Source organism: Myroides odoratimimus, assembly GCF_038039805.1.
GTDB lineage: Bacteria > Bacteroidota > Bacteroidia > Flavobacteriales > Flavobacteriaceae > Flavobacterium > Flavobacterium odoratimimum_B.
Map to the genome: position 1 here is coordinate 1 of NZ_JBBPHK010000028.1, position 15,204 is coordinate 15,204.

Annotated in this window: 12 protein-coding genes and 1 tRNA gene; 10 read left to right on the forward strand and 3 right to left on the reverse strand. The window is 34.6% G+C overall.

What is annotated here, in order from left to right:
• Positions 1 to 90 precede the first annotated feature (90 nt).
• Positions 91 to 163 (reverse strand) — tRNA-Phe (locus AABL85_RS15495).
• Positions 164 to 291: 128 nt separating this feature from the next.
• Between AABL85_RS15495 and AABL85_RS15500 the strand changes: the two genes are divergently transcribed.
• The 7 genes from AABL85_RS15500 (at position 292) to AABL85_RS15530 (ending at position 7,648) form a co-directional block, all read left to right on the forward strand.
• On the forward strand, positions 292 to 1,041 hold the full coding sequence (locus AABL85_RS15500) for a type III pantothenate kinase (RefSeq protein WP_286436709.1): 750 nt from the start codon (positions 292 to 294) through the stop codon (positions 1,039 to 1,041).
• Positions 1,019 to 2,284, forward strand: a complete 1,266-nt coding sequence (locus tag AABL85_RS15505; RefSeq protein ID WP_286436710.1) for a hypothetical protein — start codon at positions 1,019 to 1,021, stop codon at positions 2,282 to 2,284. Before AABL85_RS15500 ends, AABL85_RS15505 begins: the two co-directional genes overlap by 23 nt.
• Before the next feature lie 18 nt (positions 2,285 to 2,302).
• Complete coding sequence (lptC, locus tag AABL85_RS15510) at positions 2,303 to 2,860, forward strand: LPS export ABC transporter periplasmic protein LptC (RefSeq protein ID WP_286413556.1); 558 nt, start codon at positions 2,303 to 2,305, stop codon at positions 2,858 to 2,860.
• Position 2,861: 1 nt separating this feature from the next.
• Positions 2,862 to 3,053: a hypothetical protein gene (locus AABL85_RS15515; RefSeq protein ID WP_286413555.1), complete on the forward strand. Its 192-nt coding sequence runs from the start codon at positions 2,862 to 2,864 to the stop codon at positions 3,051 to 3,053.
• 238 nt (positions 3,054 to 3,291) lie between these two features.
• A complete protein-coding gene (locus AABL85_RS15520) occupies positions 3,292 to 5,397 on the forward strand; it encodes a peptidylprolyl isomerase (RefSeq protein ID WP_341310737.1) in 2,106 nt (701 codons plus the stop codon).
• A 114-nt stretch (positions 5,398 to 5,511) separates the two neighbouring features.
• A complete protein-coding gene (gene fabD, locus AABL85_RS15525; RefSeq protein ID WP_006257278.1) occupies positions 5,512 to 6,384 on the forward strand; it encodes an ACP S-malonyltransferase in 873 nt (290 codons plus the stop codon).
• Positions 6,385 to 6,469: 85 nt separating this feature from the next.
• Positions 6,470 to 7,648, forward strand: coding sequence for a multidrug effflux MFS transporter (locus AABL85_RS15530; RefSeq protein ID WP_341310738.1), 1,179 nt, complete (start codon positions 6,470 to 6,472; stop codon positions 7,646 to 7,648).
• Between the two features lie 61 nt (positions 7,649 to 7,709).
• On the opposite strand, the gene AABL85_RS15535 is transcribed toward AABL85_RS15530, so the two are convergent.
• Positions 7,710 to 8,840: a DegT/DnrJ/EryC1/StrS family aminotransferase gene (locus tag AABL85_RS15535; RefSeq protein ID WP_341310739.1), complete on the reverse strand. Its 1,131-nt coding sequence runs from the start codon at positions 8,838 to 8,840 to the stop codon at positions 7,710 to 7,712.
• A 170-nt stretch (positions 8,841 to 9,010) separates the two neighbouring features.
• Between AABL85_RS15535 and AABL85_RS15540 the strand changes: the two genes are divergently transcribed.
• The 3 genes from AABL85_RS15540 to AABL85_RS15550 all read left to right on the forward strand — a co-directional run bounded on the left by AABL85_RS15540 (position 9,011) and on the right by AABL85_RS15550 (position 13,440).
• Complete coding sequence (locus AABL85_RS15540; RefSeq protein ID WP_425355302.1) at positions 9,011 to 10,246, forward strand: 3-deoxy-D-manno-octulosonic acid transferase; 1,236 nt, start codon at positions 9,011 to 9,013, stop codon at positions 10,244 to 10,246.
• Positions 10,247 to 10,933: 687 nt separating this feature from the next.
• A complete protein-coding gene (locus AABL85_RS15545) occupies positions 10,934 to 13,087 on the forward strand; it encodes a S46 family peptidase (RefSeq protein WP_341310741.1) in 2,154 nt (717 codons plus the stop codon).
• A gap of 119 nt (positions 13,088 to 13,206) precedes the next feature.
• Positions 13,207 to 13,440: a hypothetical protein gene (locus AABL85_RS15550; protein WP_286413550.1), complete on the forward strand. Its 234-nt coding sequence runs from the start codon at positions 13,207 to 13,209 to the stop codon at positions 13,438 to 13,440.
• Between the two features lie 203 nt (positions 13,441 to 13,643).
• Here the strand turns inward: AABL85_RS15550 and AABL85_RS15555 are convergent, their stop codons facing one another.
• A complete protein-coding gene (locus AABL85_RS15555; RefSeq protein WP_341310742.1) occupies positions 13,644 to 15,167 on the reverse strand; it encodes a GH3 auxin-responsive promoter family protein in 1,524 nt (507 codons plus the stop codon).
• Positions 15,168 to 15,204 lie beyond the last annotated feature (37 nt).

A 15,204-nucleotide genomic window follows, 5' to 3' on the forward strand; every position in this document is an offset into this window, starting at 1 on the left:
AACCAGGGACACATGGATTTTCAGTCCATTGCTCTACCAACTGAGCTAAGGCACCTTTTTTTAAACTATAACAACTAAAAGCTAAATTAGTGGTGCCTCCAGGAATCGAACCAGGGACACATGGATTTTCAGTCCATTGCTCTACCAACTGAGCTAAGGCACCAATTGGCTTTTAGTATTGAACAATCTTGTTCTGTTAAGCGGTTGCAAATATAGAACAGATTTTCGTTCTTCCAAAACTTTTTAGAAAAAAAATCATTTACTACCTTTGTCTCACACAAGAAACACACTATGATTCTAGCAATTGATATAGGTAACACAAGAACCAAATTAGCTATCTTTGAAAAAGATACGATTTTAGAAACTCAAATTTTTGAAATAAATTTACTAGAAGAAAAAATAAAAAATATTTTAAAAAAAGATCAGCCTAAGCCTAAAGTTATACTCTCTTCTGTAGGAAAATTAGAATCTACAGCTTATAAATGGTTAATAGAAAATACAGAAGTAATAGAAATTAGTCATAAGAGCCCCTTCCCTTTTATAAATAAATATGCAACTCCTACTACTCTAGGTATAGATAGAATGGTACTTGCCGCAGGAGCTACTATACTATATCCAAATTCTAATCGTTTAGTTATTGATACAGGTACTTGTATCACATACGAATTTATAAATAACAAAGATGAATATCTAGGTGGAGCTATTTCTCCAGGTTTAAGTATGCGCTATAAAGCTTTAAATCATTATACCGCAAAGCTTCCATTATTAGAGCCAGTTACTATAGATTATCTAATCGGAAACCAAACTGATCAATCTATTCATTCTGGTGTAATTAATGGTATAACACTCGAAATAGAAGGCATCATAAATCAGTATAAATCCTTATATCCTGATTTAAAAATAATTTTGACTGGTGGAGATACACTTTTTTTGGTCAAAAGATTAAAAAATGTCATATTTGCTAATTCAAACTTTCTACTAGAGAGTCTGAACAATTTATATCAATACACAATTGAAAATGATAAAAAAAATCTTCTTTAGCCTGAGTTTACTATGCGGTACAGCTGCTCTAGCTCAACAAGGCAATGCGTCTCCTTACTCTTATTATGGCGTAGGTAATGTTAATTACAATGGTACGAATGAATACAAAGCTATGGGGGGAACAAATGTTTACGCAGATAGTATTCATATAAATTTAAAAAACCCTGCTTCATTTGGCAAGCTTAAGCTTACTACATTCTCACTAGGTGCGACAGGTACTTCTTATAATTTTAAGACTGATGCTGGTTCAGAAAATGCAAATAGACAGACAATAGACTACGTTGCTGTAGGATTACCTATCGCTAAGAAATTCGGTGTTGTTTTCGGTTTATTACCTTACTCTAATGTTGGTTATAAAATCAATGGTGAAAGAACCAATCCGCAAGGACAAAAGATAAACTCTAGATATGAAGGTGATGGTGGAGTAAACAGAGTATTTTTAGGTGCTGGATATGAAATCAACAAGAACTTTGCTGTTGGATTTGATGCTGGATACCACTTTGGTCATACTAACAATGATTTATACGAAAACATCACAGATATCGGAGATGGAACATCTCTTCAGAATATTACCAGAGAATTAAGAAGATTAGACTACAAGGGATTCTCTTTTAATTTCTCAGCACAATATACAGGTAAGTTTAAAGGTTACGACTGGCAAGCTAACGTGACTTATAGTCCTGAAACTAAATGGACAAATGATAACCTTACGAAACTACAAGTTCTTAAAGGAAGTCAAATAGCTGATCAAAAAACAGTTATTGATGATTCTAAAAACATTACTAATCCTCAAGCTCTTTCCATGGGTCTAGGTTTTGGTAAAGAATTTAAATGGTTCATAGGAGGTCAATATACATTTACACAAACAAGTAAGTTAACTGACTCTTGGAATAAAACGAGTATCTCTAACTTTGAAAACTCTAACCGTTTCTCTCTTGGGGGATTCTATATTCCTAAATACAACTCATTTAGCAGTTACCTAGATCGCGTCGTATATAGAGCTGGTTTCAGATACGAAAATACTGGACTTATCTTACATGACAAGGCTATCAACGATATGGCTGTTAATCTTGGTGTAGGACTACCTATTGGAGAACGCCGTAAATTCACTAACCTTAATATTGGTTTTGAATATGGTAGTAGAGGAACTAAAAACAACGGATTAGTTAAGGAAAACTATTTCAGTGTTTATGTAGGATTCTCATTAAATGACCTTTGGTTCCAAAAACGTCGTTTTGATTAATTTGTAGCAAGCTAACAAATGAAATTACTTTCTAAATTATTAGGTACATTATTCTTCTTTTCAATCGCGATAAGTCTCTTTTCTTGTGAAAGTAACTTTAAGGAAATACAAAACTTCAACAAAGTAAGTTTCTTTCCAGCCAGTGAAGTAGAGAATATGCGCGGTCAATACATAGATTCAGGAAGAGTCAAAGCTATTTTAGTAAGTCCAAAAATGCTAGATTACAGCAATGTCAAATATCCCTTTACCGAATTTCCTGATGGAATTCACTTAACGATATATGACAAGGATAAAAATAAAAATACTGTAATAGCCGATTACGCTATCCGTTATACTAAGACAGACCTAATAGACCTACAAGGAAATGTGGTAATAACAACACATGATGGTAAGAAGCTTGTTTCTGATCAACTTTACTACGATCAAAAAAACGAATGGTTCTTTACAGAAGGCAAATACAGAGCCTCTACTGATAGCGAAAACTTCACTAGAGGAATAGGAATAGACTTTGACAGTAAAATGAGCAAAGTAAAAGCAACTAACAGTTACGCCGAAAGCGTAAAAAACAACGAATAAAATGAAAGCATTACGCATAATACCTTTCCTCTACTTATTTATCGCAGTATTATTTATATACGATGGTGTATCTAAAATAGTAGCTGGTGACACAGGATCTTGGTTGAATTTCTTAATAGCGGCAGTAGCAATATTCATGTTCTTCTTCCGAAGAAAATTCTTAAAAAAGATGGACGGATATAATAAAAAATAATATACTAGAAAAGGTGAGATATTAATAATCTCGCCTTTCTTTTTTTTTACTAGGCCTACACTAATAATCCTCTCTTATCTACTCTATTTCAACAATTATTATAAAAAAACAAATTAATTATTCTGAAATCTAAATAAAAACTTAACGAAAGCACTAAAATAATAGCACTACCCCTTTTATTATTAAATAGATAATTGTATTTTCGCTCACTGAAAAAAATTACACATAACAAAAAAGCATGGCAGTTTTATCAAAAATTAGACAAAAATCCGCTCTGTTAATTGCCGTAATTGGTATTGCTTTATTAGCATTCGTTATTGGCGACGTAGTAAGAAGCACGGGAGGTGGACTATCTAGAAACATTGGTAGCGTAGATGGTGAAGAAATTAATACTCAAGAATTCCTACATAAAGTAGCTCAGGCTGAGAAACAAGGTCAGATGAGTAATACTCAAGCAGGAGTAATGGTGTGGAACAGCGAGGTAAATAATATTTTACTTACTAACGAATTTGAAAAGTTAGGTTTAAGACTTGGTAAAGACCAATTAGTAAACGTTGTTAAAAACAACCCTACATTCGCTAACAATCCAGAATTCCAAAATGAAGTAGGACAATTCGACATCAACAAATTCAACCAATTTGTTGCTATGATGAAGAACGCTGGACAGGAACAATGGAACCAGTGGTTAGCTTATGAAAAAGAATTAGAGAAAGTTGGTTTAGAGCAAATGTATTTCTCATTAGTTCAAGGAGGTATTTATACTACTAATCTTGATGCTAAAGCTGCATACTCTAACGAGAATGACAAAGTATCTTTTGACTATGTTACTGTTCCTTATTCTACTGTGAATAATGAAGAGGCTGCTGTTTCTAATACAGAAATATTAGACTACATGAAAAAACATGCTAACAGATTTAAATCTGAGCCTACTCGTGTATTACAATATGCTTTCCTTCCTAGTCAGCCATCTGCTGCTGATAAAGAAGCTGTAAAAGAAGTAATAGAAGGTTATTTAAAACCTACTGTACAATACAATGCTACAACTAAAAAGAATGATACTATCCCTGGTTTTAAAACTGTAAAAGATATTGAAACGTTTGTAAATACAAATTCAGATATCAAATTTGACAGTTTATACTACGCGAAGAAAGATCTTCCTTTAGAATACCAAGAAGAATTGTTCAACTTACAACCTGGTCAAACTTTCGGTCCATATATTATGGGAGATTACTACTGTATCTCTAGAATGATTGATAAAAAAGCAGGTCAGAGAGTTGATGCTTCTCATATCTTAATCGGTTTTGCAGGTTCTGCAGCACCTGGTGCAACAAGAACTAAAGAAGAGGCTAAAGCAAAAGCAGAAGAAATTTTAGCTAAAGTAAAAGCTAACCCTTCTTCATTCGCTATGGAAGCAATGATGCAAACAGAAGACCCAGGTTCTAAAAACAACGGTGGTAAATACGAAGATATCCCAAGAGGACAAATGGTTAAACCTTTTGACAACTTTATCTTTAACAATGCTGCTGGAACTATCGGTTTAGTAGAAACTGACTTTGGATACCACATCATCCAAGTAAATGATAAAAAAGAAGGTGCTAAATTAGCAACTGTAGCTCGTAAAATAGAAGTATCAGACGTAACTGCTGATGACTTATTCACTAAAGCTACTCAACTAGAACAAGATGCTCCTACAGCTAAAGACTTTATCGCTACAGCTGAAGGACTAGGTTTCAACGCTCAAAAAGAGGTAACTATTCGTCCATTCGAAGAGTTCTTACCAGGAGTAGGTAACCAAAGAAGTATTATCTCTTGGGCTTTCAATAAAGAGACTAAAGAAAGTGCTATTAAGAGATTTGACAATGCTGATGGACATATCATCGTGAAAGTAACTTCTAAAAATGATACAGGTCTTGCACCAGTAGAAGAAGTGAAATCAATCATTGAACCAATCTTAATGAACGAGAAAAAAGCAGTTGTCATTAGAAAGAAAATGACTGGAAATACTATTCAAGAAGTATCTAACAGTTCTAAAGCATCTATCGCATCAGTAACTGATGTAAGTACAGGAGCTCCACTTATTACTAATATTGGTAATGAACCATTAGTGGTAGGAACAGCTTTCGCTACAGCAGTAAACAAGGATTCTAAATTAATCGACGGTTTGCAAGGTGTATATATGGTACAAACTAAAAATGTAGCTAAAGCTCCTGAATTACCTGCTGGTTATGCTAGCTATAAAGCTAAAATAGAAAACAGCGTTAGAGGTATGGCACAAATGCAAGTACTGAAAGTATTAAAAGACAATGCTAAGATTAAAGATAATCGTGTAGGTGTTATCCAATAATACAAAAACATATCATAACGAAGCCATCTGTATATCAGATGGCTTTTTTTATGTCTATATGGTTTACTAATAAAAATACCTTATTTTTGCCTTACAAAATTTAAAACTAAACTTATGAAAGCATACGTATTTCCAGGTCAAGGAGCTCAATTCACAGGAATGGGGAAAGACTTATACGAAAACTCACCTATAGCTAAAGAGATGTTCGAAAAAGCAAATGAAATCCTTGGATTTAGAATTACAGATATCATGTTCGAAGGTACAGCTGAAGAACTAAAAGAAACTAAAGTAACTCAACCAGCAGTATTCTTACACTCAGTTGTATTAGCTAAAACATTAGAAAACTTTACACCTGAAATGGTAGCTGGGCACTCACTAGGAGAATTTTCAGCATTAGTAGCTAATGGTACTTTAGCTTTTGAAGATGCACTTAAACTAGTTTCTCAAAGAGCGATGGCTATGCAAAAAGCATGTGAAATCACGCCTTCTACTATGGCTGCTGTACTAGGTTTAGAAGATAGCATCGTAGAGCAAGTATGTGCTGGTATAGATGGTGTAGTAGTAGCTGCTAACTATAACTGCCCTGGACAATTAGTAATCTCTGGTGAAACTACAGCTGTAGAAAAAGCTTGTGAAGCACTAAAAGAAGCTGGAGCGAAGAGAGCATTATTACTTCCTGTAGGTGGAGCATTCCATTCTCCTATGATGGAACCTGCTAGAGAAGAACTAGCTGCTGCTATCGAAGCAACTACTTTTAATACTCCTATCTGTCCAGTGTATCAAAACGTAACTGCTAGTGCAGTAAGCAATCCTGAAGAGATTAAGAAGAACCTTATCCTACAGCTAACTGCTCCTGTAAAATGGACTCAGTCTGTAGAACAAATGATTGCAGATGGAGCTTCTTTATTTACAGAAGTTGGACCAGGTAAAGTATTAGTTGGACTAATCAAAAAAATCAATAAAGAGGCAGAAACTCACTCTGCATAACAAATTGGTAAAACATACAACAATTATATCATAACAAAAGTCCTTGGTTGTACGCTTCCAAGGATTTTTTTTTAAAACCTATATAGTGGACAAACTTTCAGCACAAGAATGGATACTTATCTTCACTCTAGTGAGCCTTACTGCATTAGGCCCATTAGCTATAGATATGTACCTTCCTGCATTCCCCAAAATAGCACACGATCTAAATACTGAGATCAATAGAGTACAGATATCACTCTCTACATTCTTAGGAGGATTAGCAATAGGGCAACTCTTTTGGGGACCTGTATCAGATAAGTATGGTAGTAAAAAACCAATTATACTATGTCTGTCTATTTTTATACTTTCATCTCTAGCCGTAGTATTTGTAAAGAACATTGAGGTCATGTGGCTATATCGTTTTTTACAGGCCTTCGGTAGTAGCGGTGGAGTAGTTATCGCAAGAGCCATTGTCAATAAAAGGTTTGATAAAGATCAGACACTTAAGATATTTAGTATACTAGCCGTGATTGGAGGAATAGCTCCCATCATCGCTCCTATATTAGGTAATATAGTCTTAAAGTATCTAGATTGGACTCACGTATTTACTACTATGGCCTTGTTTGCTACACTGAGTATCGGTATGACTGTATTCTGTCTAAAAGAAGACTATACTAATAGAATACCTACTCTAAATGTAGGAGGAATACTAACGAATTATTTTAAGCTCTTTAAAAACAAACTGTTTATAAGATATACTATTATCGGAAGTATAGCCTATAGCTGTCTAATGATCTACATCTCTAACTCTCCTGTGCTAGTAATGGAAGTAGGGGGACTATCGAGTACACACTTTAGCTTTGTATTCATGGCTAACTCATGTGGTCTAATGTTAGGGTCGTTCTTAACCTCTTCTATTTTGAGAAAAAGGCTGTCTCCTAAAAATATTATTAAGCTAGGAGCGAGTACACAGTTTATAGCTGCTTCCCTACTATGGTTATTCATAGAGTTAGATTTGAGCATATATATACAGTTAGTACCTCTTTTCTTCTTTGTGATGCCATTAGGGCTACTATTCCCTACTACGACTACTCTAGCATTAGCACCCTATAAAGCAGAGTCAGGTATAGCGTCAGCTCTTTTCGGAGCTTCTCAACTAGCCTTTACCTTTATGACATCTATTTTACTAAACAGCTTGAATAATGGCTCTATGAGCATCGTAGCACTCTCATTAGTAGCATGTGCACTTGTTTCGTTCACGCTAATATCTACGACAAAAGAATAACATCTATACATAAAAAAAGCAGACCCTATCGGGTCTGCTTTCGTTTTATAGTACTATAAGACTATCCTAAGAATGCCTTAATCTCATCTGTTATAAACTTGATTTGCTCTTCGTCTAACTCAGTGTGCATAGGTAGAGAAAGAACTTCTTTTACCAACTGATTAGTCACTGGGAAATCAGCCTCATTATAACGAGGATCTAAATATGCTTTCTGATTGTGTAATGGTATTGGGTAATAGATAGCACATGGGATACCTTTGCCTTGTAAGTGTGCTAATAATGCATTTCTATCAGCATTCACGATACGCAATGTATACTGGTGGAACACGTGGCTATTCTCATCTCCTACTACTACAGGAGTAACGATATTAGGATGATTAGCTAAAGCAGCAGAGTACATCTGAGCAGCAGTACGTCTAGCTACGTTATAAGCATCTAGATTAGGTAACTTAGCATTTAACACAGCAGCTTGGATACTATCTAGACGAGAGTTTACTCCTACTACATCGTGGTGATAACGCTCATACATACCGTGATTCACTATTCCTCTTAACGTATGTGCTAATGCATCATCGTTAGTGAAGATAGCTCCACCATCACCATAACATCCTAAGTTTTTAGATGGGAAGAATGAAGTAGCAGCTATATGTCCGATAGCACCTGTTTTTACCACTTTTCCATCAGGATAAGTATAATCTGCTCCGATACCTTGTGCGTTATCTTCGATCACATATAAGTTATGTTTCTCAGCTAACTTCATGATAGCATCCATATCAGCAGACTGTCCGAATAAGTGTACTGGTACGATAGCTTTAGTTTTAGGAGTAATAGCTTTCTCGATTGCTTCTATAGAAATATTGAATGTATCAGGACATACATCTACTAATACAGGAGTTAATTGTAATAAAGCGATTACCTCTACAGTAGCTGCAAAAGTAAAGTCAGCTGTGATTACTTCATCACCTGGTTTTAAACCTAATCCCATCATAGCGATCTGAAGAGCATCAGTTCCGTTAGCACATGGTATCACGTGTTTAACTCCTAAATATTGCTCTAAGTTTGCCTGAAATGCGTGTACTTGTGGTCCGTTGATAAAAGCAGAAGATTCTAATATTTCTTGAATCGATTGATTCACTTCTTCTTTAATTCCTTCATATTGACCTTTCAAGTCAACCATTTGAATTTTTTTCATTCTAATTGTCTTTTATATCTTTTGAACTATTCATATAATTACCAACAAGTTACCTATATAAATAGCACTTAATTTCGATATTAGTTATCACTACAAAAATAATAAATTCTTTGTGCCAAAGCTCAAACTTTATCAAAAGAAACGTAATTTCGCTCAATAAAGATTTACCTATGTTTTTCCTATATAATATACTGACCTATATTTCTATATTCTTCATCCGTATTATCGCTCTATTCAACAAAAAGTTAGGCTTATTCGTTGCAGGGAGAAAACAATCTTTTCGAATCTTAAAAGACAATATACTTCCTACTGATAAAGTGTTTTGGATACATGTAGCTTCGTTAGGCGAATACGAACAAGGGCTTCCTGTCATGGAGCAGCTAAAACAGAAGTACCCTACGCATAAGATAGTACTTACCTTCTTCTCTCCTTCTGGATATGAAGTGAAGAAAAACAATACTATCGCTGACGCCACATTATACTTACCTATGGACACACTAGCGAATGCTAAAAAGTTCTTAGCCTTGTGCCACCCAGAACAAGTATTCTTTGTGAAATATGAATATTGGCCTAATTATTTAAACCAATTGCGCCAACAGAACATCCCTACCTATTTAGTGTCAGGGATACTAAGACCAGATCAAGTGTTCTTTAAATGGTATGGAGGATTCTACAGAACAGCATTAAAGGCATTTACATACTTCTTTGTTCAGAATGAAGTATCTAAGACACTTCTAAATCAATTGCAGTATAACAATGTAGAGATAGTAGGTGATACGAGATTCGATAGAGTATCTCAGATATTAGAACAGCACAATGAATTGGCATTTCTAGAAGCCTTTACCTTAAATAAAATGGCGAAGACTATCGTCATTGGTAGTTCATGGCCAGAAGATGAAAAGATTCTAACCAATTATATCAACAATACACAAGATAGTTCTATCAAGTTTATCTTTGCGCCACATAATATCAAAAAGGATCAGATAAATAATCTCGTTCAAAGCTTAAAGAAACCAACTGTACTGCATAGCCAACATCAAGAGAAAGATCTTAGCCAGTACACTGTCTATATTATAGATGCCTACTCTATATTGACTAAAGCTTATAGTTATGCAGATATTGCCTATATAGGAGGAGGTTTTGGGGCAGGTATACATAATATCCTAGAGGCCGCTACCTATGGAGTGCCTGTTATTATAGGTCCAAATTATAAAAAGTTCCAAGAAGCTAAGGATTTGATAACATTAGGTAGCTGTATAGTAGTAAATTCACAATCAGAATTAGACCAAATCTTTGATGAATTATTATATAATGATGCTAAAAGAATCGAATTAGGTAAAACAAGCAATCATTTTATCCTTAAAAATAAGAATGCTACAGAAAAAATAATGAAGCATATACACTAAAAGTAAAAAGGTAAGTAATCAAAGTGGTTACTTACCTTTTTTATATGAATTAATAATTATACTAGTCGTGAACTTTTATATAAAAAGTCTACTTGATCGGATTTTAATCCCGATGTACCAATATAAGACAAAATATTGATTACTGCAACACCACAATCACTAATTATGATTTTTTCAATACACTAATTCTCTTTTTTGCGTTCTCGCACACCTTTTTTTCGCATTAGAAACTACTTTTTTGAAAAGATAACACCTAACACAGGACAGGGTACAGCCTCATGCCAAAATGGTGCTATATAGACATAATTCCAGCAACACTTAGATACATCACTACACATTCTACTCCTTATATATACATAGTAGTATAGTTATCTTACCTATCCCTCTAAACACACCTCTCTATCTATAAGATAAGGTAACTCCACTCCTTACTTACATTCTATCACATAGGTGCTTATAATGAGTTTCAATAGGAATGAGTCCATAGTGAGTCTGTTATGAGTGCGTAGTAAGTCCGCTATCTAGGCTGAATAAACGGAATCGGTACAGACAGATTACTTTCTTATAAAACTAAAACTACGAATCATTATACTCCAACAGTACTATCACGTATTAACATATTTCGATTTTAGCGTTCCCATGTAATATTGTATCTTGCCAGCGAATTCAATTCTAACTAACACTTTTATGAATAAAAAGATTAAAAATCTATTTAAGGCACTTGTAGTATTGGTAGCTTTACCTATCTATGCACAACAAGGTGGGATGTGGATTCCTTCTCTGCTAAAGGGAATGAATGAAACAGAAATGAAAAGCCTTGGAATGAAGATGTCTATCGAAGATATCTACGATGTGAACCAGTCTAGTATGAAAGATGCAGTACCTCACTTCAATGGTGGGTGTACTTCTGAAGTTATTTCTTCTCAAGGTCTTTTACTAACTAATCACCACTGTGGATATGGACAGATCCAAGCACACTCTTCTGTAGAGAATGATTACTTAGCTAACGGGTTCTGGGCTAAATCTATGGCTCAAGAGCTACCTAACGAAAACTTAGAAGTTACTTTCATCGTTCGCATAGAGGATGTTACTAAAGAAGTAATGGCTGGTATCGTAGCTAAAGATTCTGAAATAGAAAAACAAGCTAAGATCCAAAAGAACATTACTACAACTGTAGCTAAATTCCCTAAAGAAAAATGGCAAGACAATAAGATTAAATCTTTTTATGAAGGAAATCAATATATCTTATTCGTAACAGAGACTTTTAAAGATGTACGTCTAGTAGGTGCACCACCATCATCTATTGGTAAATTTGGTTCTGATACAGATAACTGGGTATGGCCACGTCACACAGGTGACTTCGCACTATTCAGAATATATGCTGACAAAGACAATAAACCAGCTGCATACTCAAAAGATAATGTACCTTACCGTCCTAAGCACTTCTTCCCTATCTCTCTTAGTGGTGTAGAAGAAGGTGACTTCACTATGGTATTTGGTTACCCAGGTAGAACACAGGAGTACTTACCATCTTATGCAGTAGAACAAATCGTAAACGATCTAAACCCTGTAAGAATCGGTATCCGTGATAAAGCACTTAAGATCACTGATGAGTTTATGCGTGCAAACCCAGCAATCAAGATTCAATATGCTTCTAAATATGCTAGCACAGCTAACTATTGGAAAAAATGGATCGGAGAAAGCCAAGGTCTAAAAAAGACTAACGCTGTACAAGCGAAACAAGACTTCGAAAAAGACTTCATCGCAAGAGCTAAGAAAAATAAAAACACTAAAGCTTATGCTGATATCCCTGCTAAGTTTGAGAAACTTTATGGAGATATAAAACCTTATGCTATTAGTAAAGATTACTTCGCTGAAGTAGTACAACGCAATGCTGAACTTCTAGCTGCGGCTTGGAGAGTATATGCTTTAGAGACTTATGCGTCTAACGAACAAGCATTCAACAGCAGACGTGAGAACTTAATCAAAGGGCAAGACAAGTTCTACAAAAACTACAGCAAAGCAGTTGACGAGAAAGTATTCGAGGCTATCGTAGAAATGTATGCAAAAGATGCACCTAAACAATTCTTACCTAAAGAATTAAATGGAGCTAACATCTCAGCTATCACTAAAGATATCTATGCGAATAGTAAATTAACTACTTATGCAGGATTACAAGAATTATTAAAAGGTAATGCTGATCAAGTAGTAAAAAATATCAATAACGATAAAGGATACGCTTTTGCTAAAGCACTAATCGAAAACTATATTCAAAATGTATTACCTAAATACGAAGAATTAGAAAGAGAAATAGCAGCTTTACAACGTACGTTTATGAAAGCTCAGTTAGACTTATATCCTGATGCTAGAATATTCCCTGATGCTAATAGTACACTACGTGTTACTTATGGTAAAGTAGATGGGTACTTCCCTAAAGACGCTACGTACTACGAACCTGTAACTCATTTAGAAGGTATTATGGAGAAATATGTACCTGGTGACTATGAATTCGACGTACCTGCAAAATTAGTAGATCTATATAATAAGAAAGACTACGGACAGTATGCAGATAATGGTAAATTACCTGTGAACTTCATCGCTACTAACCATACAACTGGAGGAAACTCTGGAAGTCCAGCTATCGATGCAGAGGGTAATCTAATAGGGTTAAACTTTGACCGTGTTTGGGAAGGAACGATGAGTGATATTTACTATGATCCATCTATTTGTCGTAACATTATGGTAGATGCTAGATACATTTTATTCATTATAGATAAGTTTGCGGATGCAAAACATCTAATTGAGGAGATGAAATTAGTAGAACCTAAGAAAAACAAGTAATTAAAACATTGGTTTACAATTACTTATTGAATAAAAAAAAATATTCAAAAAAAGTTTTGCGAACCAAAAAATTCATATATTTGTCACGAATTAATAATTAACTTTTATAATTTAGTAAGATGAAAAAAATCGCATTAAGCATCGCTTTAGTAGCAATGATGGGAGTATCTTTCGTTTCTTGTAAAGAAACTGCAAAAGAACCAGCTGTAGAAGAAACAACAACTGAAGAAGTAGTAACTGAGGAAGCTCCAGCTACTGAAGAAGTTGCTCCAGAAGCTACAGAAGAGGCTCCAGCTACAGAAGAAGCTCCAGCTACTGAGGAAGCTCCAGCTACAGAAGAAGCTGCTAAATAATTTTAGCAAAACTGTTCATAAAAAAGACCCTGCTAGGCAGGGTTTTTTTATATCCATACTTTTCTAACCCAATATTTACCTCAACTTAAATACAATACTGTATTACAGTTAATTACAATCAATTCTTTTAAAGCACTAATAACTAGATATAAAAAAAGCATCCATTAAAATGAATGCTTTGATATAGATTTAATTCTAGTAGATTATACTAATATACGTTGCATTGATAGCAGTTCTTCTAATAATATACGTTCATTAGATAAACGTGGTACCTTATGTTGTCCTCCAAGTTTATTGTTATTCTTTAGCCAATCATAGAATAGATTTTTACGAGCACTGTGTAACACTAATGGATTTAAAGTCATATTATTCGTACGCTTCGCCTCATAATCTGAGTTGAGAGCTTGTAGATTCTTATCTAGTACTTCACTGAACAATTGTAAATTATCAGGAGCTTTACTGAACTCTACTACCCATTCGTGAGCACCTTTCTCTTTTCCTTCCATAAATATAGGTGCTACCGTGTACTCAGCTACCTCAGCATTAAATTCAACACAGGTCTTTGCTAGCGCTCGGTCTGTATTCTCTATCATCAGTTCTTCACCGAATACATTGATAAAATGTTTAGTACGTCCTGTTATTTTAATACGGTAAGGTAATAGACTAGTAAAGCGCACTGTATCTCCGATTAAGTATCTTACTAATCCTGCATTAGTAGTGATCACTAGTGCATAATTCTTACCTATCTCTACTTCTGATAATGGAATTATCTTTTGATTAGAAGTTCCGAAAGTATCCATCGGAATAAACTCATAGAATATTCCGTAATCTAACATTAATAATAGTTCATTACAGTCATTCTGATCTTGAATAGCAAAGAAACCTTCAGAAGCATTATAGATCTCATAATATCTAAATCGATCACTAGGTAGTAGCTTTTTATATTGATCCTTATAAGGCTCAAAACTAACTCCTCCGTGGAAATACACCTCAGCATTAGGCCATAGTTCTAATAAATCTCCCCTACCTGTCTCTTGTATAATGCGGTTTAACAACACTAACATCCATGAAGGTACTCCTGCAAAACTAGTTACATTCTCATTCCTTACTTCCTTAATAATCGCATTCATCTTACTCTCCCATTCAGACATCAGTGATGTCTTATTACTAGGAGTACTACTTAACTCTGCCCAAAAAGGCATATTATCAATTAAGATAGCCGATAGATCTCCAAAGAAAGTATTCTTATCTTCATAAAGTTGTTTACTTCCTCCTAACCTTAAACTCTTCCCAGTAAATAACTGGGAATCTTCATTGTTATTTAAATATAAACACAGTAAGTCTTTTGCTGCTTTATAATGACAATTCTCTAATGCTTCATTACTCACAGGTATAAACTTACTCTTTGCATTGGTAGTTCCACTTGACTTAGCAAACCAACGGATAGGCTCTGGCCAAAAGATATTATTCTCTCCTTGGCGTGCACGTTCTATATAAGGTTCGAACTCCTCGTACTTAAATAAAGGCACTCTCTCTGCGAAATCTCCATAGCTCTTAATACTATCGTAGCCAAACTGCTTTCCTAAGATTGTCTTTTCATTTGTCTTCATTAAATTCAAAAACAAGTCATTTTGTACTTCATTTGGGTATTTTCTAAATAGATCTATCTGGTGAATTCTCTTCTTCAATATCCAAGAAGCGATAGAATTAATAATTGTGAATGCCATATCTTATTAATTAGTCAAGTATCTAATCTTTTCATTA

Excerpts from the sequence above, each read along its gene's own strand:
- AABL85_RS15500 (WP_286436709.1), top strand. The coding sequence starts at position 292 with ATGATTCTAGCAATTGATATAGGTAACACAAGAACCAAATTAGCTATC.
- AABL85_RS15515 (WP_286413555.1), top strand. The coding sequence starts at position 2,862 with ATGAAAGCATTACGCATAATACCTTTCCTCTACTTATTTATCGCAGTA.
- fabD (WP_006257278.1), top strand. The coding sequence starts at position 5,512 with ATGAAAGCATACGTATTTCCAGGTCAAGGAGCTCAATTCACAGGAATG.
- lptC (WP_286413556.1), top strand. The coding sequence starts at position 2,303 with ATGAAATTACTTTCTAAATTATTAGGTACATTATTCTTCTTTTCAATC.
- AABL85_RS15545 (WP_341310741.1), top strand. The coding sequence starts at position 10,934 with ATGAATAAAAAGATTAAAAATCTATTTAAGGCACTTGTAGTATTGGTA.
- AABL85_RS15555 (WP_341310742.1), bottom strand. The coding sequence starts at position 15,167 with ATGGCATTCACAATTATTAATTCTATCGCTTCTTGGATATTGAAGAAG.
- AABL85_RS15520 (WP_341310737.1), top strand. The coding sequence starts at position 3,292 with ATGGCAGTTTTATCAAAAATTAGACAAAAATCCGCTCTGTTAATTGCC.
- AABL85_RS15550 (WP_286413550.1), top strand. The coding sequence starts at position 13,207 with ATGAAAAAAATCGCATTAAGCATCGCTTTAGTAGCAATGATGGGAGTA.
- AABL85_RS15535 (WP_341310739.1), bottom strand. The coding sequence starts at position 8,840 with ATGAAAAAAATTCAAATGGTTGACTTGAAAGGTCAATATGAAGGAATT.
- AABL85_RS15540 (WP_425355302.1), top strand. The coding sequence starts at position 9,011 with ATGTTTTTCCTATATAATATACTGACCTATATTTCTATATTCTTCATC.
- AABL85_RS15505 (WP_286436710.1), top strand. The coding sequence starts at position 1,019 with ATGATAAAAAAAATCTTCTTTAGCCTGAGTTTACTATGCGGTACAGCT.